At 71.8% G+C, this 18,941-nt stretch carries 18 protein-coding genes, 1 pseudogene and 2 riboswitches; of the genes and pseudogenes, 7 read left to right on the forward strand and 12 right to left on the reverse strand.

Going from position 1 to position 18,941, the window contains the following annotated elements:
- Positions 1–287, forward strand: a pseudogene (locus ABZ493_RS18850) (hypothetical protein); the annotation flags it as partial.
- 132 nt (positions 288–419) lie between these two features.
- On the opposite strand, the gene ehuA reads toward ABZ493_RS18850, so the two are convergent.
- Genes ehuA through ABZ493_RS18870 form a run of 4 tightly spaced genes read right to left on the reverse strand, consistent with a single transcriptional unit; the run spans position 420 to position 3,555 of the window.
- Entirely contained in the window at positions 420–1,208 is a 789-nt protein-coding gene (gene ehuA, locus ABZ493_RS18855) for an ectoine/hydroxyectoine ABC transporter ATP-binding protein EhuA (RefSeq protein WP_430583659.1), read from the reverse strand.
- 28 nt (positions 1,209–1,236) lie between these two features.
- Positions 1,237–1,878: an ectoine/hydroxyectoine ABC transporter permease subunit EhuD gene (ehuD, locus tag ABZ493_RS18860; protein ID WP_430583660.1), complete on the reverse strand. Its 642-nt coding sequence runs from the start codon at positions 1,876–1,878 to the stop codon at positions 1,237–1,239.
- Positions 1,875–2,621 carry an ectoine/hydroxyectoine ABC transporter permease subunit EhuC gene (ehuC, locus tag ABZ493_RS18865; protein WP_430583661.1) on the reverse strand — a complete coding sequence of 249 codons (747 nt, stop codon included), beginning with the start codon at positions 2,619–2,621 and terminating at the stop codon, positions 1,875–1,877. The genes ehuD and ehuC overlap by 4 nt, the downstream gene beginning before the upstream one ends.
- Before the next feature lie 4 nt (positions 2,622–2,625).
- On the reverse strand, positions 2,626–3,555 hold the full coding sequence (locus ABZ493_RS18870) for a transporter substrate-binding domain-containing protein (RefSeq protein WP_430583662.1): 930 nt from the start codon (positions 3,553–3,555) through the stop codon (positions 2,626–2,628).
- A gap of 323 nt (positions 3,556–3,878) precedes the next feature.
- Between ABZ493_RS18870 and ABZ493_RS18875 the strand changes: the two genes are divergently transcribed.
- From ABZ493_RS18875 to ABZ493_RS18885, 3 genes are all read left to right on the forward strand, one after another.
- On the forward strand, positions 3,879–4,649 hold the full coding sequence (locus ABZ493_RS18875; RefSeq protein ID WP_430583663.1) for a GntR family transcriptional regulator: 771 nt from the start codon (positions 3,879–3,881) through the stop codon (positions 4,647–4,649).
- 94 nt (positions 4,650–4,743) lie between these two features.
- Positions 4,744–5,775, forward strand: coding sequence for an ATP-binding cassette domain-containing protein (locus ABZ493_RS18880; RefSeq protein WP_430583664.1), 1,032 nt, complete (start codon positions 4,744–4,746; stop codon positions 5,773–5,775).
- Complete coding sequence (locus ABZ493_RS18885) at positions 5,772–6,599, forward strand: ABC transporter permease (protein WP_430583665.1); 828 nt, start codon at positions 5,772–5,774, stop codon at positions 6,597–6,599. The genes ABZ493_RS18880 and ABZ493_RS18885 overlap by 4 nt, the downstream gene beginning before the upstream one ends.
- A gap of 66 nt (positions 6,600–6,665) precedes the next feature.
- Here ABZ493_RS18885 and ABZ493_RS18890 read toward each other — a convergent pair whose 3' ends face one another.
- The 5 genes from ABZ493_RS18890 to ABZ493_RS18910 form a co-directional block, all read right to left on the reverse strand.
- Positions 6,666–7,574: a hypothetical protein gene (locus ABZ493_RS18890; RefSeq protein WP_430583666.1), complete on the reverse strand. Its 909-nt coding sequence runs from the start codon at positions 7,572–7,574 to the stop codon at positions 6,666–6,668.
- Positions 7,575–7,720: 146 nt separating this feature from the next.
- Complete coding sequence (locus ABZ493_RS18895) at positions 7,721–8,686, reverse strand: universal stress protein (RefSeq protein ID WP_430583667.1); 966 nt, start codon at positions 8,684–8,686, stop codon at positions 7,721–7,723.
- A 174-nt stretch (positions 8,687–8,860) separates the two neighbouring features.
- Entirely contained in the window at positions 8,861–9,670 is an 810-nt protein-coding gene (locus ABZ493_RS18900; RefSeq protein ID WP_430583668.1) for a C40 family peptidase, read from the reverse strand.
- A riboswitch (cyclic di-AMP (ydaO/yuaA leader) is annotated at positions 9,671–9,857 on the reverse strand.
- 191 nt (positions 9,858–10,048) lie between these two features.
- Complete coding sequence (locus ABZ493_RS18905) at positions 10,049–10,831, reverse strand: C40 family peptidase (protein ID WP_430583669.1); 783 nt, start codon at positions 10,829–10,831, stop codon at positions 10,049–10,051.
- Positions 10,832–10,834: 3 nt separating this feature from the next.
- Positions 10,835–11,029, reverse strand: a riboswitch (cyclic di-AMP (ydaO/yuaA leader).
- A 113-nt stretch (positions 11,030–11,142) separates the two neighbouring features.
- Positions 11,143–11,862, reverse strand: coding sequence for a metal-dependent transcriptional regulator (locus ABZ493_RS18910; protein WP_430583670.1), 720 nt, complete (start codon positions 11,860–11,862; stop codon positions 11,143–11,145).
- A 146-nt stretch (positions 11,863–12,008) separates the two neighbouring features.
- On the opposite strand from ABZ493_RS18910, the gene serC reads away from it, so the two are divergent.
- Entirely contained in the window at positions 12,009–13,193 is a 1,185-nt protein-coding gene (serC, locus tag ABZ493_RS18915) for a phosphoserine transaminase (RefSeq protein ID WP_430583671.1), read from the forward strand.
- A 141-nt stretch (positions 13,194–13,334) separates the two neighbouring features.
- Positions 13,335–14,159 (forward strand): MHYT domain-containing protein, encoded by an 825-nt coding sequence (locus tag ABZ493_RS18920; RefSeq protein ID WP_430583672.1) that lies wholly within the window; start codon positions 13,335–13,337, stop codon positions 14,157–14,159.
- Positions 14,160–14,204: 45 nt separating this feature from the next.
- Here the strand turns inward: ABZ493_RS18920 and ABZ493_RS18925 are convergent, their stop codons facing one another.
- Positions 14,205–15,551, reverse strand: coding sequence for an MFS transporter (locus tag ABZ493_RS18925; RefSeq protein WP_430583673.1), 1,347 nt, complete (start codon positions 15,549–15,551; stop codon positions 14,205–14,207).
- A gap of 159 nt (positions 15,552–15,710) precedes the next feature.
- Here ABZ493_RS18925 and ABZ493_RS18930 point away from each other — a divergent pair, with 159 nt between their 5' ends.
- Positions 15,711–16,178 carry a hypothetical protein gene (locus tag ABZ493_RS18930; RefSeq protein WP_430583674.1) on the forward strand — a complete coding sequence of 156 codons (468 nt, stop codon included), beginning with the start codon at positions 15,711–15,713 and terminating at the stop codon, positions 16,176–16,178.
- Between the two features lie 94 nt (positions 16,179–16,272).
- Here the strand turns inward: ABZ493_RS18930 and ABZ493_RS18935 are convergent, their stop codons facing one another.
- Together ABZ493_RS18935 and ABZ493_RS18940 are read right to left on the reverse strand one after the other, a co-directional pair.
- Entirely contained in the window at positions 16,273–17,769 is a 1,497-nt protein-coding gene (locus tag ABZ493_RS18935) for a DUF4434 domain-containing protein (RefSeq protein ID WP_430583675.1), read from the reverse strand.
- Between the two features lie 3 nt (positions 17,770–17,772).
- Entirely contained in the window at positions 17,773–18,819 is a 1,047-nt protein-coding gene (locus tag ABZ493_RS18940; protein ID WP_430583676.1) for an LCP family protein, read from the reverse strand.
- Positions 18,820–18,941 lie beyond the last annotated feature (122 nt).

The raw sequence follows: 18,941 nt of genomic DNA on the forward strand, positions 1-18,941 counted from the left end.
ACGACCCGACCGAGGGCACGGAGACCGACACCCCGACCGACGAGCCGACCGAGGGCACGGAGACCGACACCCCGACCGACGAGCCGACCGAGGGCACGGAGACCGACACCCCGACCGACGAGCCGACCGAGGGCACGGAGGGCACCGACGACGGGACCGAGACGTCGGGCAGCGACGCCGGGACCGGCACCGACGGCTCAGCCTCCGACACCGAGCAGGGCACCGGGTCGACGTCCGGCGCCGCACAGGACGACGCCGCCACGCCGGCGCCGACCCCGGCGTCCTGAGCCCGCCTCGGCCGAACCCCGACACGCCGAACAGGCGGTTGCTCTCGTTCTGACACGACGTGACGCGTCACAACGAGAGCAACCGCCTGTTCGGCACCCCGGACCGAGCGCCTCGACCGGGTCGACCGAGGGTCAGCCCCCGAGCACGGCCTTGAGGAACTCCTGGGTGCGCTCGTGCTTGGGGTTGGTGAACATCGTCTCGGGGTCGGCCTCCTCGATGATCTTCCCGTGGTCGAACATCAGCACGCGGTTGGAGACGTCGCGGGCGAACTGCATCTCGTGGGTCACGAGCAGCATCGTGATGTCCGTGGTGCGGGCGATCTCGCGGAGCACGCCGAGCACGTCGGCCACGATCTCCGGGTCGAGCGCCGAGGTCACCTCGTCGAGCAGCAGGATCTCCGGGTCCATGGCGAGGGCCCGCGCGATGGCGACGCGCTGCTGCTGACCGCCCGAGAGCTGGTTGGTCTTGAAGTCCCGCTTCTCGGTCATGCCGACCTGCTCGAGCAGCTCCTCCGCCCGCTGGACGGCCTCGGCCTTGCTCTTGCCGAGCACGTGGATCGGCGCCTCGATGATGTTCTCCAGCACGGTCATGTTGGGGAACAGGTTGAACTGCTGGAAGACCATCCCCACGCGCTTGCGCACCTCACGGCGGCGCTTCTCCGGGACGTCGACCCACTTGTCGCCCTTGTACTCGTGCGTGTAGGGGTCGCCGTCGATGAGGATGAGCCCGCCGTTCGCCTCCTCGAGGGTCATCAGCAGGCGCAGGATCGTCGTCTTGCCCGATCCTGACGGGCCGATTAGCGTCACGCGGTCGCCCTTCGCGACGCTGAAGTTCAGCTTGTCCAGCACGACGTTGTCGCCGAAGCGCTTGACGACGTCCTTGAACTCGATGGCGGGGGTGCCGTTCGAGGCGTTGGTCATGTTCTGGCTCCCAGGGGAGGTCGTCGGGTCAGGCAAGGCGCGTCTCCATCCGGCGGACGAGCAACGCTGCCGGGTAGCTCACGATGAGGAAGAGCAGGCCCACCATCGTGATCGGCTCGACGTACGAGTACGTGAGGGCGCCGTACTGCTGGGCGGCCTGGTACATCTCCACGACCGTGATGGCGAAGAGGTACGGCGTCTCCTTGAACATGGAGACCGCGTAGTTGCCCAGACCGGGCAGCGTGTTCCGGATCGCCTGCGGGAGGACGACGGCGCGCCAGGTGCGCCCCTTGGGCAGGTTCAGCGCGGTGGCGGCCTCCCACTGGCCGCGCGGCACCGCCTCGATGCCCGCCCGGTACACCTCGGACATGTACGTGGCGTAGTGCACGCCGAGCACGCCGAACCCGATGACGAGCGGCGGGACGTCGACCAGCAGCAGCCAGGCGAAGACGAGCTGCACCAGCAGCGGCGTCATCCGGATGAAGTCCACGACCAGGCGCAGCGGTCCGCGGACCCACCGGGTCGGCGCACGCATCGCCAGGGCGATGAGCAGCCCGAGGATCGCGGCGATGACCATGCCCACGACCGTCGCCTCGATGGTGATGACGAGGCCGCGCAGCAGGTCGGGCAGCACGTCCCAGGCGATCTCCCAGTCCCAGGTGAAGTTCATGCCACACCCCCCTTCACGCGGGCGATCTCCGACGGGACGCCCGGCTTGAGGCCGAAGACGTCACGCAGGCGCGGCCGCGTCCCCCGACCGAGCCGGCGCTTGGCACGCTCCTCGAGCCAGTTCATGCCCCAGGTGAGGACGTAGGCGATCACGAAGTAGATGATGAGACCGATCCCGTAGCTGAAGAACGTGTCGCGCGTGTCCCGCTGGAGCTCGTCGATCCACCAGAACAGGTCGTGCAGGGTGATGAAGAACGCCAGCGCCGAGCCCTTGAGCAGCTGGATCAGCAGGTTGGCGAGCTGCGGGATCATCAGCGCCCACGCCTGCGGGAAGATCACGCGGCGCACCTTGTGGAACCAGCCGAGGTTGAGGGCCGTCGCGGCCTCCCACTGGCTGGTCGGGACCGACTCGATCGAGCCGCGCACCACCTCGGCGGCGTAGGCGCCGTAGTTGAGCCCGAGTGCCACGATGGCGACCGCCAGCGCCTCCATCTTGAAGCCGAGCTGCGGCAGGACGAAGAAGAGCCAGAAGATCTGGACCACCAGCGACGTGCCGCGGAAGAACTCGATGACGACGCGGGACGGCCCGCGCACCCACAAGGTGCGGGTGCGCGCGCCGAAGCCGAGCACCAGCGCGACGACCATCGCGAGGACGGCGCCGCCGAGAGTCATCTCGAGAGTAACGAGGACCGCGTCGCCGAGGGTCGGGAGCCGGTCGATCAGTGCCTGGAGATCGTCTGACATGCGGTCAGGAATCCAGCCCCAGCTCGTCCTGGATAGCCGCGAGGTCACCCTCGCAGAGCATCTCGGCCGTCAGCCCCTCCGGGGGGAACTCCGCCTCGGTGAAGCCGAAGGGCTCCATGATCTCGAGCCACTTCTCCTTGTCACCCGTGATCTTGGTGAGCTCCTCGTTGTAGGCGTCCAACAGCTCGGTGTCGCCCTTGCGGAAGACCTCGGCACCGGCGCCGATCTGCGCCACGCCGTCGATCGTGGCGACGAACGCGTCCGTGGCCTCCACCGGCTCGTCGGTGCTGTCCGCGAGGGCGCGGATCGAGATGCCCGTCAGCGCGAACGCGTCCGCGCGGCCCGTCACGACGGCGTTGAGGCCGTCGGTCGAGTCGCCCACCGTGATCGTCTTGACGCCCGTGTCCTTGGCGTAGCCGTCCTCGATCGCGCCGCTCGTCACGGCGATGGTGAGGCCGGAGTCCTCCACCGACTGCCAGTCGGTGAGGTTGTCGGGGTTGCCCTCCGGCACCAGGAATGCCGTGGTGTACATGATGGTGGGCTCGGCGAACTCCGCCGCCTTGCAGCGGTCCGGGAGGATCGACATGCCCGCCGAGACGGTGTCGTAGCGGTCGGCGTTGAGACCCGGGATGAGCGAGTTCCACTCCGTCTGGGTGCCCTCGACCTCGTCGACGCCGAGCGCGCCGAAGATCTCCTTGTCGAGGGCGATCGTCGCGCCGGTGAGCTCGTCGCCGTCCTTGTAGCTGTACGGCTTCTCGCCGTTGAAGGCGACGTTGACGGCACCGGCGTCCTGGATCTTCTGGAGCGTCGAGCCTGCGCCGTCCCCCGATCCGCCGTCGTCGACGCTCGAGCAGGCGGCCAGCGCGGTCATGGTGAGCACGGAACCGGCTGCGAGGAACGCCCGGCGGCGCTTCGTGGTCCTGGTGGACGACACGGTGTCTCCCTTCGTCGCCCGGCGGGAGTCCACGCCGAGCCGTTGGTCTGGACGGTGCGACACCGTAGCCGTGATGCCGACGCTACGACAATCTATGTATCCACATGTCGGATTGTCTACAATCATCGAGGGCGCGCCGCTTCGACGCACCCGTTCGACGTCGTCGCAGGTCAGCGCGGTTCCGTCGGGGAGAACGACCGCCACGGGATGGCCTCAGCCGCGGTCATGCCATGGTCACAAGAGGGTCACGATCTGGCCGGAGGTCGCGACGCGGGATGATATGTGGCGGTCGGACGGCCCCCGACCGCCCGGAAGGAGAGCACATGACCCCATCGTCGCCGGCCCCCGTCGGCAGCGCGCCGTTCCTGTCGCCGGTGACCCGGCCCTCGACGGTCGACCTCATCGCCGTCGAGCTGCGCAACGCCGTCTACTCGGGCGCCCTGCCGGTGGGATCACCGATCCGCGAGGTCGAGATGTCGAGCCAGCTCGGCGTCAGCCGCGGACCCTTCCGCGAGGCCGCACAGCGCCTCGTGCAGGAGGGCCTGCTGCGCTCGGTGCCCGGCCGCGGTCTGAGCGTGGTCCGCATCGGTGCCGACCGGGTGCGCGCGCTGTACGAGGCGCGGACGACGATCGAGACGTCGGCCGCGCCGCTCGCCGTCGAGCGCGCCACCCCCGCCCAGGTCGCGGCCGTCCGCGCCGCCCACGACCTCCTCGTCGAGGCCGAACGGAGCGAGGACGCCCGCCGCGTGGGCGACGCCGACCTCAACGTCCACTGGTCGCTCGTCGCCGCCAGCGGCAACCCCTGGCTGCTGCGCTGGATGACCACGCTCATCGTCGAGGTCCGGATCGCGAGCTTTACGCTCAGCGAGGACTACGCCGTCCGCAAGGACGCCGCCGAGTCGCACGTCGAGCTGGTCGAGCGGTTCGAGGCCCGCGACGCCGACGGCCTCGTCGCCGCGATCCGCACCAACCTCGACGACGCCGTCGCCCGTCTGCTCGAGCCCGAGACCGTCGCGGTCGAGACCTTCGACGAGCCGCGCCCCTCCCCCGCGCCGCGCCTCGACCCGATCACCCCGACGTTCCCCGAACCCTGACCGCTGCGGGCGGGCGTCTCCCGCGATGAGTTCGGCGTCGGCGGACCGTCCTAGCCTGGTGCGTGACGCACATCACCGACATCCGGGAGATCACATGTCCGCGTCAGACACCGACCCTCCGCGCGACGGCCTCGCCGTCGACGCCCGCGGGCTCGTCAAGCACTTCACCACCCGCAAGCAGGTCACCAAGGCCGTGGACGGCGTCGACCTGCAGATCCCGACCGGCAGCGTCTTCGGGCTGCTCGGGCCCAACGGCGCCGGCAAGACCACCGTCGTGCGCATGCTCGCCACGCTCCTGCGCCCCGACGCGGGCAGCGCCCGCGTGCTCGGGCACGACGTCGTGGCCGAGGCCGACGCCGTCCGCTCCGCCGTCGGGCTCACCGGCCAGTACGCGTCCGTCGACGAGGACCTGACCGGCACCGAGAGCCTGCTCATGCTGGCCCGCCTGTACGGGTTCACCGGGGCGGCGGCACGGCGGCGCGTCGAGGGGCTGCTCGAGGCGTTCAGCCTGTCGGACGCCGGCCCCCGGCAGGTCAAGACGTACTCGGGCGGCATGCGGCGCCGCATCGACCTCGCCGCCTCGCTCGTGCTCGCCCCTCGCGTGCTGTTCCTGGACGAGCCCACCACCGGGCTCGACCCGCGCAGCCGCAACCAGGTGTGGGACATCGTCCGCGTGCTCGTCGCCGACGGCGCCACCGTGCTGCTCACCACCCAGTACCTCGAGGAGGCCGACCAGCTCGCCGACCGTATCGCCGTCATCGACCACGGCACCGTCATCGCCGAGGGCACCTCCACCGAGCTCAAGCGCTCCGTGGGGCAGGGCGCGGTGTCGCTGCGCCTGGCCGACGCCGGCCAGCGATCTGCCGCGGCGAGCGTCGTCGAGAAGGTGCTGGGCACCGAGCCCACGCTGCCCACCGACCCGTACGCCCTCGCGGCCCGCGTGCCCGACGACGGCGCGGACGCCGTGGCCCAGCTGCTCCCCGCGCTGGGCGAGGCCGGCATCGCCGTCCCGGAGTTCACGCTCGGCCAGCCGAGCCTCGACGAGGTGTTCCTGACGATCACGGGCAAGCCGCTGCCGGCCGACGACGAGGCCGAGCCCGCCGAGACCCAGGAGGTGTCCCGATGACCGCGTCCGCCGAGATCACCACCACCACGCTGCGCGAGGCCGTGGCGCTCACCGAGCGGCCCGCTCGCCCGTCGGCGCTCGCCATGACCCTCACGTTCGGGTGGCGGGCGCTGCTGAAGATCAAGCACGTCCCGGAGCAGCTGTTCGACGTGCTCGTGTCCCCCGTGATCTTCACCCTCATGTTCACGTACCTGTTCGGGGGTGCGCTCGCGGGATCGACGTCCGCGTACATCCAGTTCCTGCTCCCCGGCATCCTGGTGCAGACCATCGTCATCGTCACCGTGTACACCGGCTACACGCTCAACACGGACATCACCAAGGGCGTCTTCGACCGGTTCCGCTCGCTGCCGATCTGGCGTCCGGCGCCCATCGTCGGCGCCCTGCTCGGCGACACCGTGCGCTACACCATCGCGTCGGTCATGACGATCGGGCTGGGCCTGATCCTCGGGTTCCGCCCCGAGGGCGGGGTGGTCGGCGTGGTGCTCGGCGTGCTCCTGCTCCTGGTGTTCGCCTTCTCGCTGAGCTGGATCTTCACCATCCTGGGCCTGCTGCTGCGCACGCCCAACGCCGTCATGGGCGTGTCGATGATGGTGCTGATGCCGCTGACGTTCGCGTCGAACATCTTCGTCGACCCGTCGACGATGCCCGCCGCGCTCCAACGGTTCGTCGAGATCAACCCCGTGACGCACCTCGTCACCGCCGTGCGCGGCCTGATGGCCGGGCAGCCGGACGGCGGCGAGATCGTCTGGGTGCTCGTCGCCGCCGTCGTCCTCACCGGCGTCCTCGGCCCCGTCACCATGCGCCTGTACCGCACCCGCCACTGACCCGCCCTCCCGTTGTGAGCGCGATTTCGGGGACTATTCGTGGGCGAATAGCCCCCGAAACCGCGCTCACAACAAGCCTCGGGACCTCGCGCGCGCTGCCGCCCGAACACGGGACACCAACGCCTGTAGGTCGCGGAGGTCGTCACCGACCACGACGATCACGATCCAGCCGAGTTCCTCGAGCCGGCGCCGTGCCCTGACGTCCTCGCGCCACTGTGCACGGTCGGTCCGGTGTTGGTCTCCGTCGTACTCGATGGCGATCTGGAGGTCTGGGTACACCAGGTCCACCCGCTTCACGTATTCGCCGTCGGGCGCGCGCACGACCCGGTTCACCTGCGGACTCGGAAGGTTCGCGTCGACGATCGCGAGACGCACGCGGGTCTCGGGCGACGAGTCCGTCCCCGGTCTCATCCGCTCGATCTGCTCTCGGACCTGCACGATCCCCTTGACCTTGTACGTGCGCTCAGCCGCGTCGGCGAGCTTTGCCGGCGTGGTCAGCATCGACTGACGACGCATCATCGCGTCACCGAGCACGACGACGTCGTCCGGAGGGCGAAGCCGGACGGCGACGTGGACGAACGTCTGCTCGGGTGAGGTGACGACCAGCTCGCCCACCGTCGTCGTTCCGAGGACCGGCTGTCGCGACCAGTGCGCGATGACGCCGTCTCGCTGTCGACGGGGCCGGTCCTGGGGCCGCAGCGTGACGACGTGCAGCCTGTCGTCGTCCTCTCGCGTCCACGGCACCTCGACCTCCATCAGACGCAACGCGGTCACGTCACCGAAAACGACCCCGTCGTCCAGCACCGTGCTCAGCGCACGGCATCGGTCGTACAAGGACTCGACGGTTCCGCTCGCGGCACGGACGCCCCGGAACGGTGCCTCGAACGCCGAGGTGCGGAGGTGTTCGGCGGTGACCCCGGCGGCAAGCGCGGTGGAGACGGCGAAAGTATTCGCGGGAATCCGGGTGTCGATCATGGGTGCAGGTCGTGGCATGCCGCGAGCCTGCCGTTCCTGCGTCCAGCTGCGACCGTTTTCCACAGGCCGACAGCAACCTGGGTGTTGTGAGCGCGATTTCGGGGACTATTCGGTCACGAATAGTCCCCGAACTCGCGCTCACAGCGTCAGGCGGCGGAGGCGGAGTCCGTGCCGTCCTGGTCGAGCTCCTCGTCGCACTTGCGGGTCACGACCAGCACCGGGCAGGCGGAGTGGTGGAGCACCGCCTGGCTGGTGGACCCGAGCAGCAGGCCACGGAAGCCGCCGCGGCCGCGGGAGCCGACGACGATGAGGTCCGCCCCGGTGGAGAACTCGGTGAGCAGCTCGGCCCCGGTGCCGTCGAGCACGTGCCGCTTGATCGTCACGCCCGGGTTCGCGGCCTGGGCGCGGTCGACGGTGACGTCCAGGCCGGCCTTGACGTCGGCCAGGACGGTCTCGTGATCGATCTGCGACGGCAGCCACGCCAGGATCCCCGCCCCGCCGCCGAGCGGCACGCCGGCGACGGCGACGAGCTCGGCGTGCCAGGCCTTCGCCTGCGCGACGGCGTGCTTCAGCGCGACCTCGGCCGACGGCGACCCGTCGACCCCCACGACGATGCGGCGCACCTCGTGCACGGCGTCGCCGTCCCGCCGTTCCGCGTCGCCCGTGCCGCCCTCGCCGCCGCGGTACGGCACGACCACCGTCGGGCAGTGCGCGTGCGCGGGCAGCGCGGACGAGACGGTGCCGAGCAGCCGCTCGGTGAACCCGCCCTTGCCGCGGGTACCCACGACGGCGAGCGCATGCTCCCGCGACATCTCCACCAGCACGCCGGCGGCGTCACCTGTCGCGACGGTCCCCGTCACCGGGACGCCGCTGGCGGCGACGCGTTCCTCCGCCTCGGCGAGGACCGCCTTGGCGCCCTCCTGGATCGCGGTGTCGTCCAGCGCGGCGTACCCGCCGTCGAGGGACGCGGCCGTGAACGACGGCAACGAGTAGGAACACACGACGTGCAGCCCCCACCCCACACGCCGCGCGTACGCGGCGGCCCAGTCGAGGGCGTGCAGGCTGGCTGCAGACCCGTCGACACCTACCAGGACGACCTCAGGCCGTGTCATCTCGCGCCTCCTGTCCGCTGGCGAGGAGCCCGCCCTCGTCCTCGAGGGCGTCTGGTTCAAGCCTAGCGAAAGGATGGCGCAAGGCGCAGCAAAGCAGGCGCCAGACGCGTCGACCCCCGGGCTCGGGAGCACGGGGGTCGGCGACGGTGGATCACGGCCGGGCGGCCGCCGGGATCAGAAGACCCGCAGCGCGACGGCCTCCGACGACGACTGCCACATCTTGTGGTAGCCGGTCTCCCAACCGATCGGGCGGGAGGCCTCGACGACCATCCCGTCGCCCGCGTAGATGCCGATGTGGCCCGGGCTCCAGATGAGGTCACCCGGCTGCAGCTCCGAGAACGGGATCTGCGTGCCCGCGTAACGCTGGTCCGACGAGGTACGGGGCAGGTCGATGCCGAGCTGGCCGTAGACGTAGGACGTGAGGCCGGAGCAGTCGAAGCCGGACGGGCTGGCGCCGCCGACGACGTAGGGCGTGCCGATGTAGCGCATCGCGATCGAGACGGCCTGCTGACCGAGCGACGAGTTGGACGACGTCTCGGCCGCCGGCGCCTCGGTGCGCTCGGCGGAGCGCGAAGCGGTCTCGGTGGAGCGCTCGGTGCTCTCCTCCTCGACGACGGGCTCCGGCTCCGGCTCGGGCTCGGGGGCCGGGGTGATCTCCGACTTGGCGATCGCCTTCTTGCTGATGGTCTCGATGTCGACCTTCGCCTTGGCCTCGACCGTGACGACCGGAGCCGCCTCGAGGGCCTCGCGGGCCTGGTCGCTCAGGGCGCCCAGGTCGACGGTGCTGAGCTTCTTCGCCGACTCGGCGTCGACCGGGGCCGCCTGCGCGGCACTGGCGCTGGCGAAGGTCGAGACGAGCAGGCCGCCGGCAGCGGCGGCGACGACGGCCCGACGACCGGTCACCGACGAGCCGACGCTCTGGACCAGCCCGCCGAGCGGACGGCGCGCGGCACGGTGCCGGGCGCGCGTGGTACGTGCGTTCACGTGTTCCCTCTCCTGTCGCCTACGAGGTCAGCTGTCGGGTTCGGGTGGGAGAAACACCCGGCCTCACGGACCAGGTCCGTGCGACTTCACCCCAAGGACGCCATGGTTCGGCGCCCGAAATTGGGTCCCCCGCCCCTGCGTGCGGTCAAGGTCCCCGACCGGCTGCAGGGCTCGGCGTTCCGGTCGAGACCCGGCGGATCACCCGCCGAGTGGTTGACACCGTAGCGGACGCGCGAGGCGATGTCACGTTTCGATCACAGCGCCTGTGGACGACGCCCGCGACGGCGCGTTCGCCCAGGTCGAACCGGTTACCCACGAACGACCAGGCCCCGCCGTGCGGAGCGCACGGCGGGGCCTGGTGTGACGTGTCGGACGGACTCAGCCGACGCGGATGAAGGTGGGGTTCGACTGCCAGATCGACCGGTACTTCACGACGTCGCCCGGCTTCGGGGCGTCGATCTGCATCCCGCCGCCGGCGTAGATCGCGACGTGGCCCGGGGTCCAGATGAGGTCGCCCGGCTGTGCCTCGGAGGCCGAGACGACGGTGCCGGCGTTGCGCTGCGCGGACGAGGTGCGCGGCAGGCTGATGCCCACCTGCGCGTACACGTACTGGGTGAGGCCGGAGCAGTCGAAGCCGGACGGGCTGCTGCCGCCGGAGACGTACGGGACGCCCACGTAGCGCATCGCGATGGAGACGATCGAGGAGCCGTTCGCGGACGCGGGGGCCGCGACGGCCTCGCGCTCCTCGGAGCGGGACGCCGACTCCGTGGAGCGCGTCGCGTCGTCGGCCGTGTCGGCGACGACCTCCTCGACCGCGGGCTCCGGCTCGGGCGCCGGCGTGATCTCGGCCTTGGCCGCGATCTTCTTGGTGACCGTCTCGACGTCGACCTTGGCCTTGGCGTCGACGGTGACGACCGGGGCGGCCTCGAGGGCCTGGCGGGCCTGGTCGGTCAGCGCGCCGAGGTCGACGGTGCTGAGCTTCTTGGCGGCGTCGGTGTCGACCGGGGCGGCCTGCGCGGCACCCGCGCTGGCGAAGGTCGAGACCAGGAGGCCACCGGCGGCGGCGGCCACGGCCACACGGCGGCCGGCGGTGCCGGACGGGGCGAGGGCGATCGGACGACGGGCGGCGCGGTGCCGGCCGTGGTTCGTGCGTGCGCTCACGTGTCTACCTCTCCTGTCGCCTGCGAGGTCAGCTGTCGGGTTCGGGTGGGAGAAACACCCGGCCGTCCGTTCCCGTGACCGGGTCCGTCCGGCTTCACCCCGAGGACGTCGTCACCGACGCCCGAAGTGGGTCCCCCGCTCCTGCCGTGCGGATGTCCGTGGAGCTCGGCCGGTGGCAGGATTCGGCGTCCGGTCGAGCGCCCGCAGGATGAACTCCGGCGAGCGCCCCGACCGTACCGGACAACCCCGGGCGATGTCACGCTGCGGTCACGATGTGGCGTGCCGGCCCGGCGCAGGTGCCGGTCCGCAGGTCAGCGGCCCGCGACGAACAGGTGCCTGGCCAGCTCCTCGGGCAGGTCGAGCACGATTCCGGACCCCTCGACCTCCACCGCGACGTCGTCGCCGACGGTCCGCGCGGTGATCTCCGCGCCCGGCACGAGGCCGGACTCGGCCAGCCGGGCCAGGAGCTCGATGTCCACCTGGAGCGGCTCGGCGATCCGCTGGAGCACCAGCTCGACGCCGTCGCCGTCGGCCAGGCCCTTCGCCCGGCGCGCCTCCAGCACGCCCGGCAGGGACTGGACGCCCTCGAGGAACGGCACGTCCTGGTACTGCTCCCCCAGCTCCGACAGCCCCGGGATCGGGTTGCCGTACGGGTCGGCGTGCGGGTGGTCGAGCAGGGTGACGAGCCGCTTCTCGACGAGGTCGCTCATCACGTGCTCCCAGCGGCACGCCTCGGTGTGCACGTGCTCCCAGTCGAGCTTGATGACGTCGGTGAGGAGCCGCTCGGCGAGGCGGTGCTTGCGCATCACGCGGGTCGCCTTGGCCTGCCCGGCCTCGGTGAGCTCCAGGTGCCGGTCGCCCGTCACGACGACGAGGCCGTCGCGCTCCATGCGCGCCACCGTCTGCGACACCGTCGGCCCGGAGTGCCCCAGGCGCTCCGCGATGCGGGCGCGGAGCGGCGGGATGCCCTCCTCACCGAGCTCGTAGATCGTCTTGAGGTACATCTCGGTGGTGTCGATCAGGTCGGTCACGTCCACTCCCGTCGTTCGGCGCGGCCTAGTCTATTCGCACGCGTGGGCGCAGGCGGGGTCGCGCGGCGCCGTCGTGCGCGCTCCCGGCGAGACATCCTGCCCTGCCCCACCGACGACCGCGCCCCCGCCCCGGAACCGGAGACACCATGCCCGCTGCGTCGAGCCACCCGAGCCGTTCGAGCCACCCGACCGTGGTCATCCCCGCGTCGCTCCTGCCGGTCGACGGCCGGTTCGGCTCCGGACCCTCCAAGGTGCGGCCCGCCCAGGTCGCCGCGCTGGCCGCGGCGGGGGACCCGGCGTCCCCGGTGCTGGGGACGTCGCACCGGCAGCCCGCCGTGAAGGACCTGGTCCGGCGGGTGCGCGCGGGCCTCGGCCAGCTGTTCGCCCTGCCCGACGGGTACGAGGTGGCCCTCGGGAACGGCGGCTCGTCGGCGTTCTGGGAGATCGCCGCCGCGTGCCTCGTCGAGCGCCGCGCGCAGCACGCCGTGTTCGGGGAGTTCGGCGGGAAGTTCGCCGCGGCGACGACGCGCGCGCCGTTCCTCGCCGACCCGGACGTCGTGACGGCCGACCCCGGAACCGTGGCGTACCTCACGCCGGTCGACGGCGTCGACGTGTACGCGACGCCGCACAACGAGACCTCGACGGGCGCCATGGCGCCGGTGCGCCAGGTGCCGGAGACCCGCCGCGACGGGGCGCTGCTGCTCGTGGACGCGACGTCGGGCGCGGGCGCGCTGCCCGTCGACGTCGCGGACACCGACGTCTACTACTTCGGCCCGCAGAAGGTCTTCGCGGCCGACGGCGGCCTGTGGCTCGCCGTCTGCTCCCCCGCCGCGGTGGAGCGGGCGGAGCGCGTCGAGGCGACTGCCGGGACCGCCACCGGCCGCTGGGTGCCGGAGTTCCTGTCCCTCACGACGGCGCTGGCCAACTCCCGCCTCGACCAGACGCTGAACACGCCGGCCGTCAGCACGCTGGTGCTGCTCGCCGACCAGGTCGAGTGGCTCCTGGAGCAGGGCGGCCTCGCCTGGTCGAGCGCGCGCACCGCGGAGTCCGCCGGCGTGCTCTACGACTGGGCGGACGCGCGCGACTGGGCGACGCCGTTCGTCGCCGACCCCGCCGAACGGTCCACCGTCGTGGCGACGATCGACCTGGACGACGCGATCGACGCCGACGCCGTCGTCCGCGTCCTGCGCGAGAACGGCGTCGTCGACGTCTTCCCGTACCGCAAGCTCGGCCGCAACCAGCTGCGCGTGGGCGTCTTCCCGGCCGTCGAGCCCGACGACGTGCGGGCCCTCACCGCGTGCGTCGACCACGTGGTGGCGCACCTCGGCTGACCCGTCCGGCGACGGACCCTCCCGGAAACGCCTCGTGTCGTCCCAGATCAGCGGGCACTTTTCACCCGCTAGGTCACGGGCTGATAACGTGCCGCCTCGTCACAGACGGGCGAAGTTGCCGGGAGGCCCCGCATGCCGGAGATGCACCATTTCACCTACGGGCTGATCACCCCGCTGCTCGCGTACGTGGCGTCGTGCCTCGGGGCCGCCACCGGCCTGTCGGCCACGTCGCGTGCCCGCGCGGCGACCGACACGAAGACCCGCGCGGCCTGGCTGCTGGTGGCCTCCGTCGCCATCGGCGGCACCGGGGTGTGGGTGATGCACTTCATCGCCATGCTCGGCTTCACGGTCACCGACATGCCCATCAACTATGACGTGCCGCAGACGATCCTCAGCGCCCTCGTGGCCGTGGTCGTCGTCGCGCTCGGGCTGTTCCTCGTCGGCTTCGCGGGCGACCGTCCGCTGTGGCTGGTCTCCGGCGGCATCGTCGCCGGGCTCGGCGTCGCCGCGATGCACTACATGGGCATCGCCGCCATGCGCATGACCGGCCACATGGAGTTCTCGCTGCCCGTGGTGGGCTTGTCCGTCCTCATCGCGATCGTCGCGGCGACGGCGGCCCTCTGGCTCAGCGTGAACGTGCGCGGACGCGCCGCGACGCTGGGCGCGGCCCTCATCATGGGCGTCGCCGTCAGCGGCATGCACTACACCGGCATGGCCGCGCTGACCATCACCGGGTCGCCGGGGGTGCCCACGAGCGGCACCACCGCCATCGACCTGCTCGGCCCGCTCATCCTCGGGATCGCGGCGCTCACCGTCGCGCTCATCTTCGTCGTCCTGATGTGGCCGAACGAGGAGGAGATGCGCGACCAGCAGGAGTTCGAGGCGCGGATGCGCCGACGCCGGGACGGGATCACCCCGCAGGCGCGTCGCGCGTCGCGGCGGGAGCCCGCCGCGCACCGGCACTGAGCCCGGCCTGACGGCGTCCGGCTCTCTCCGTCGGGCCCGACGCCGTCAGGCCGTCGTCGGCACCCGTTCGGCGTCGGCGCGGCTCAGCTCGCGCCGCACGCCGTCGCGCGTGGTGACGCCCTCCAGCACCTCGCGGTCGAGGTAGACGACCTCGAGGTGGGGGCGGGACAGCACCCGGTAGCGCACCCGCAGGTGCCAGCGCCGCACCGCCCAGACGGTCGCGCCGGCGGCGACGAGGAACGTGGCGATCGAGCCCACGAGGATCGACCAGCGCGGGCCCCAGGCCTCGCCGATCCAGCCGACGATGGGCGACCCGATCGGCGTCGCGCCCTGGAAGATCATCACGTAGAGCGCCATGACGCGGCCGCGCATCACCGGGTCGGTCGAGACCTGCAGCGCGCTGTTGGCCGCCGTCATCATCGTGAGCGACGCCAGCCCGACCGGGATGCACGCCAGCACGAACGACGAGTAGGTCGGCATGAGGCCCAGCACCGCCGTCGAGGCCGCGAAGGCGAACGCCGACCCGATCACGAGGCGTACCCGCGGGCGGTCCCGGCGGGCGGCGAGCAGCGCCCCGGCGAGCGAGCCGATCGCCAGCACCGAGCCGAGGATGCCGTACTCGCTCGCGCCGCGCCCGAACTCGACCCGCGCCATGAGCGCGGACGTGAGCTGGAAGTTCAGGCCGAACGTCGAGACGACGAACATCACGACCATGATCACGACGATGTCGGACCGCTCGCGCACGTAGCGCACGCCCTCGCGGATCTGCCCCTTGGCGCGCGGCGCCGCCGGCTGCGGGCGCAGCTCGCGCACCCGCATGAGGGCCAGCGCGGCGATCGTCGCGCCGAAGGTGACGCCGTTGATCATGAACACCCAGCCGGCGCCGACGGCGGCGATGAGCAGGCCCGCGACGCCGGGCCCGATGAGGCGCGCCGCGTTGAACGACGCGCTGTTCAGCCCGACGGCGTTGGGCAGCTTGGAGGCCGGCACCATGTCGGCGACGAAGGTCTGGCGCGCGGGGTTGTCCAGCGCGGACACGACGCCGAGCAGGAGCGCGAAGACGTAGACGTGCCACAGCTCCGCCCGCCCGGACAGGACGAGGACTCCGAGGGCGAGGGCGAGCACGCCCATCCCGCCCTGGGTGGCCATGAGGAGACGACGGCGCGGCAGCCGGTCGGCGAGCACGCCCGCCCAGGGGGACAGCACGAGGAAGGGCACGAACTGGAGGGCGGTGGTGAGACCCACGGCGATGCCGGAGTCGTCGCTGAGGTCGGTGAGGACGATCCAGTCCTGGGCGATGCGCTGCATCCACGTGCCGACGTTGGCGACGAGGGCTGCCGCGAACCAGATGCGGTAGTTCGTGTACTTCAGGGAGGAGAAGGTGGCGCTCATCGGTCGAGCTCCCCGGCTGGTTCGTCGCTGGCGGGGGCCACGGATCTCCTTCTCCTCGGGGTGTCGTCGACCGTGGCAACAGGTTATCGAATCGTTCTATTCCTCGCCCGGGGAGTGACGCGGCCCACGCCTGCCGCGCAGTCCAGTACGGTATGCGCCGTGCGCACCGAGATGTCCCTTGCGGAGACCCTGAACGAGCTCGGCCTCCTGGGAGGCCGGACCCTGCCCCGCTTCGTCACGTCCGTCGGCGGTGCCGGCGACGAGCTCGAAGTCGTCGCCGACGCCCGGGCGGTGAAGAACCTGCCCGGCCCGCTCAAGCTCGCCACCCGCCTCGTGCCCGCGGTCCGCTCGCGGCTGCGGGTCGAGGGCTTCGAGGGCGGCGTCGCCGTGCTGTCCGTCGACGCGAGCGCAGGCGGCCTGCCCGCGCACAAGCTGCTGGGGCTCGCCAAGAACCGCATCGAGTCGGTCCTGTCCTCGAAGGGCCTGCCGGCCGGGTCCGTCCAGATCCGCCCCGACGCCCGCATCGCCCTGGACGTGCAGCGGTTGCTCGCCGCCCGCTACCCCGGCACCGTCGTGCAGGGCATGACGTTCGCCGACGGCCGCGTCGCCGTCGACACCGCCGCCTGACGTCCCTCCTTCTTGTGGGCGGGCGTCTGGCCCTGTTTCGCGTCGCGAACAGGGCCAGACGCCCGCCCACAGCGCTGTTCGGGGCTGAGTCGGGTCAGCCGCGCGCGGCGATGTCGGCGGCGAGGCCGGAGGCGTCGAGGTAGTCGTCCCACCGGTAGCCGATGAGCTTCTCGACGTGCGGGCGCGCCAGCGCCACCTGCCGGTCGAGGGTGGCGAGGTCGCTCGGGGCCCGGTCGCCGACCTCGCCCGGCGGCCGGAACGCCTCGACGTTCGCCCACAGGGTCGCGCCGCGCACCTTCGCCGCCTCCGCGTAGAGCGTCGCCGTCGAGCCCGCGTACGCCTCGCCGTACGTCGTGTCCCCGACGACGGCGTGCAGGTCCGCCCGCACCGTCCGGTCGCGGTCGCCGGGCCCGAAGACGCCCACCCGGCCGGTGCCCCCGCCGTCCTGCGGGGCGAGCACCATGCGGACGCCGCCCGCGGTGTCCGCGATCCGCTGCAGGGCGGGCCGCACGGCCGCGACCGGGGTGCCGCCGTCGCGACGCAGGTCCGCGTACGGGCTGACCACGACCCGCTGCTTGTCGCGGGGCAGGCGGAACCCGACGATGCGGTGCTGCAGCTCGTACACCCGCAGGTTCGGAGCCCACGAGGCCTCGTCGGTGAAGACCGCCGTCTCGAGCGACTGGTAGACCCCGGCGAACGCGTCGCGTGACCCGTACCGCGCGTCCCAGCCCGCGAGGACGCGGGACGTGAAGCCGCCCAGGGTCTGGGTGTACGAGTCGTCGGCGACGTACGGGGTCGCCGGGTCGGGGGCGGGCTTCGGCAGGCCGAGGAACACCGTCATCCCGAACCGCTCGGCGTCGGCGACGAGCAGCGCGTCGGCGTCCGCCTGCGACGCGGCGTGCGCGACGACGAGGTCGTACGTGCGGCTCGGCGAGTCGCAGTCGCTGTACCCGCCCTCCACCGGCAGCAGCCACCAGGTGTACGTGCCGTGCGCCGTCGTCGACCGCCCGTCGTGGCCGGGGCAGAACAGCGCGGCGTCGTCGAACGTCGCCTTGGCCGCATAGGTGTAGACGTGCCGGACGGTGCCCCCGCCCGTGCGCGCCACGGCGTGGTCGTAACCGTCCCCGCCGTCGACCGTGAACCCCGCGAACCGCTCGTCGTCCCCGCCGGGGCGCAGGTCGGCGGGCGAGGCCGGGGCGAGCTCCGCGCCGAACGTCAGGAGCGTGTCGGCCCCGATCGCGTGCGCGCCCTGGACCGTGGCGCGCGTCGCGCAGCGGTCGGGCGTCGTGAGCACGAACCAGCCCGTCACGGCGTACTCGGTGCGCACGGTGCGGTCCGGCCGGTCCAGGCGCCCGCCCCACGAGCACGACGGCGCGGCTGACGGCGTCGGGCTGGGCGTCGGGCCAGACGTCGGGACGGCGGAGGCCGCCGGGGACGCGAGGTGCGACGACGTCGCGCCGGCCGGGGCTGGTGCGCCGCCGTCGGGCCGAAGGAGCGCGACGGCGACCGTCAGCACGACGGCGAGCGTCGCGAGCACCGCCAGGGCGCCCGCGGCGGGCCGCCCGTCAGCCGTGGTGCGGCGGAGCTCCACCGGCTACTTGACGGTGGCCGGGAGCACCTCGAGGTCGTCGGTGTGGTCCTCGACGTAGCTGCCCGCCTCGTCCTTCGCGATCGCCTTCATCAGCGGGTCGAACCGCTCGCGGTCGAGGACGACGATCGACTGCCCGTCGTCGCTGCGCCCGGTGCCGGAGTACGGCGCGGTCATGAAGTCGACGTCGTTGGTGCTCAGCCCGCGCGCGCTCATGTAGAGGTTGCGCATCCGGTCGATCGTGAAGCCGTCGTCGGCGGCCACGGACTCGCTCACCGTGGTGAAGAACTCCGTCATCATGCCGACGTCGTTCCGGTTGTTGTTGACCTTGGCGAGGATGGCGCGCATCCAGTTCTGCTGGCGCTGCACGCGGCCGAAGTCGCCGTTGTTCAGGCCGTGGCGCTGGCGCGTGTACTTCAGCGCCTCCTCGCCGGACATCATGTGGACGCCCTTGGAGAAGAAGACCTGCTTGCCGTCGCCGATGTCCTCCGGCACGCGGATGCGGACGCCGTCGAGCGCGTCCGTCATCGACGTGAACGACTCGAAGTCGGTGACCACGAAGTGGTCGATCTTCACGCCGGTGAGGTCCTGCACCGTCTGGATCATCAGCGACGGGCCGCCGTAGGAGAAGGCGGCGTTGATCTTGGCCTCTCCGTGCCCGGGGATCGGCACCCAGGAGTCGCGCGGGATCGAGACCACCTGGGCGCTCTTCCGGTTGGCCGGGAGGTGCACCAGCATGATCGCGTCGGTGCGCTGGGCGCCGGCCTTCCACTGCGACGGGTCGCCGGCGGAGATCCGGCTGTCGGAGCCCAGCACGAGCAGGTTGACCGCCTCGGTCTCCTCCTCGACCTCGGGGGCGCTGCTGGCAGGGATATCCGCGAACGGGTCCCCGATGCGCTCGATGTTGTCGTCCAGGCTGTTCTGGAACCACCAGGCCGCGCCGAAGCCCGCGGCCGCCAGCAGCAGCACGAGCACCCCGACGACGGCCAGCACGCGGTGGCTGCGTCGTGCCTCGGTGCGGGCGTGGCGGTACGGGGCGTTGGCTCGGCTCACAGGGCGGGATCCTACGGCCCCGTTCGCGGAGATCCTGTGTTCCGCCCGTGAGGCTTCCCGCCGTACCATTCGCCGGGCACCCGCCGGACGGCGGCGGGCAGCGCGAGCGACACGAAGGGCAC

The sequence above is a fragment of the Isoptericola sp. NPDC019482 genome (assembly GCF_040632295.1).
Lineage (GTDB): Bacteria > Actinomycetota > Actinomycetes > Actinomycetales > Cellulomonadaceae > Isoptericola.

What these genes read in the sequence shown, in the direction of transcription:
- ABZ493_RS18925 (WP_430583673.1), bottom strand. Translation starts at nt 15,551, where the DNA reads ATGAGCGCCACCTTCTCCTCCCTGAAGTACACGAACTACCGCATCTGG.
- ABZ493_RS18885 (WP_430583665.1), top strand. Translation starts at nt 5,772, where the DNA reads ATGACCGCGTCCGCCGAGATCACCACCACCACGCTGCGCGAGGCCGTG.
- ehuA (WP_430583659.1), bottom strand. Translation starts at nt 1,208, where the DNA reads ATGACCAACGCCTCGAACGGCACCCCCGCCATCGAGTTCAAGGACGTC.
- ABZ493_RS18880 (WP_430583664.1), top strand. Translation starts at nt 4,744, where the DNA reads ATGTCCGCGTCAGACACCGACCCTCCGCGCGACGGCCTCGCCGTCGAC.
- ehuC (WP_430583661.1), bottom strand. Translation starts at nt 2,621, where the DNA reads ATGTCAGACGATCTCCAGGCACTGATCGACCGGCTCCCGACCCTCGGC.
- serC (WP_430583671.1), top strand. Translation starts at nt 12,009, where the DNA reads ATGCCCGCTGCGTCGAGCCACCCGAGCCGTTCGAGCCACCCGACCGTG.
- ABZ493_RS18890 (WP_430583666.1), bottom strand. Translation starts at nt 7,574, where the DNA reads ATGATCGACACCCGGATTCCCGCGAATACTTTCGCCGTCTCCACCGCG.
- ABZ493_RS18920 (WP_430583672.1), top strand. Translation starts at nt 13,335, where the DNA reads ATGCACCATTTCACCTACGGGCTGATCACCCCGCTGCTCGCGTACGTG.
- ehuD (WP_430583660.1), bottom strand. Translation starts at nt 1,878, where the DNA reads ATGAACTTCACCTGGGACTGGGAGATCGCCTGGGACGTGCTGCCCGAC.
- ABZ493_RS18895 (WP_430583667.1), bottom strand. Translation starts at nt 8,686, where the DNA reads ATGACACGGCCTGAGGTCGTCCTGGTAGGTGTCGACGGGTCTGCAGCC.
- ABZ493_RS18875 (WP_430583663.1), top strand. Translation starts at nt 3,879, where the DNA reads ATGACCCCATCGTCGCCGGCCCCCGTCGGCAGCGCGCCGTTCCTGTCG.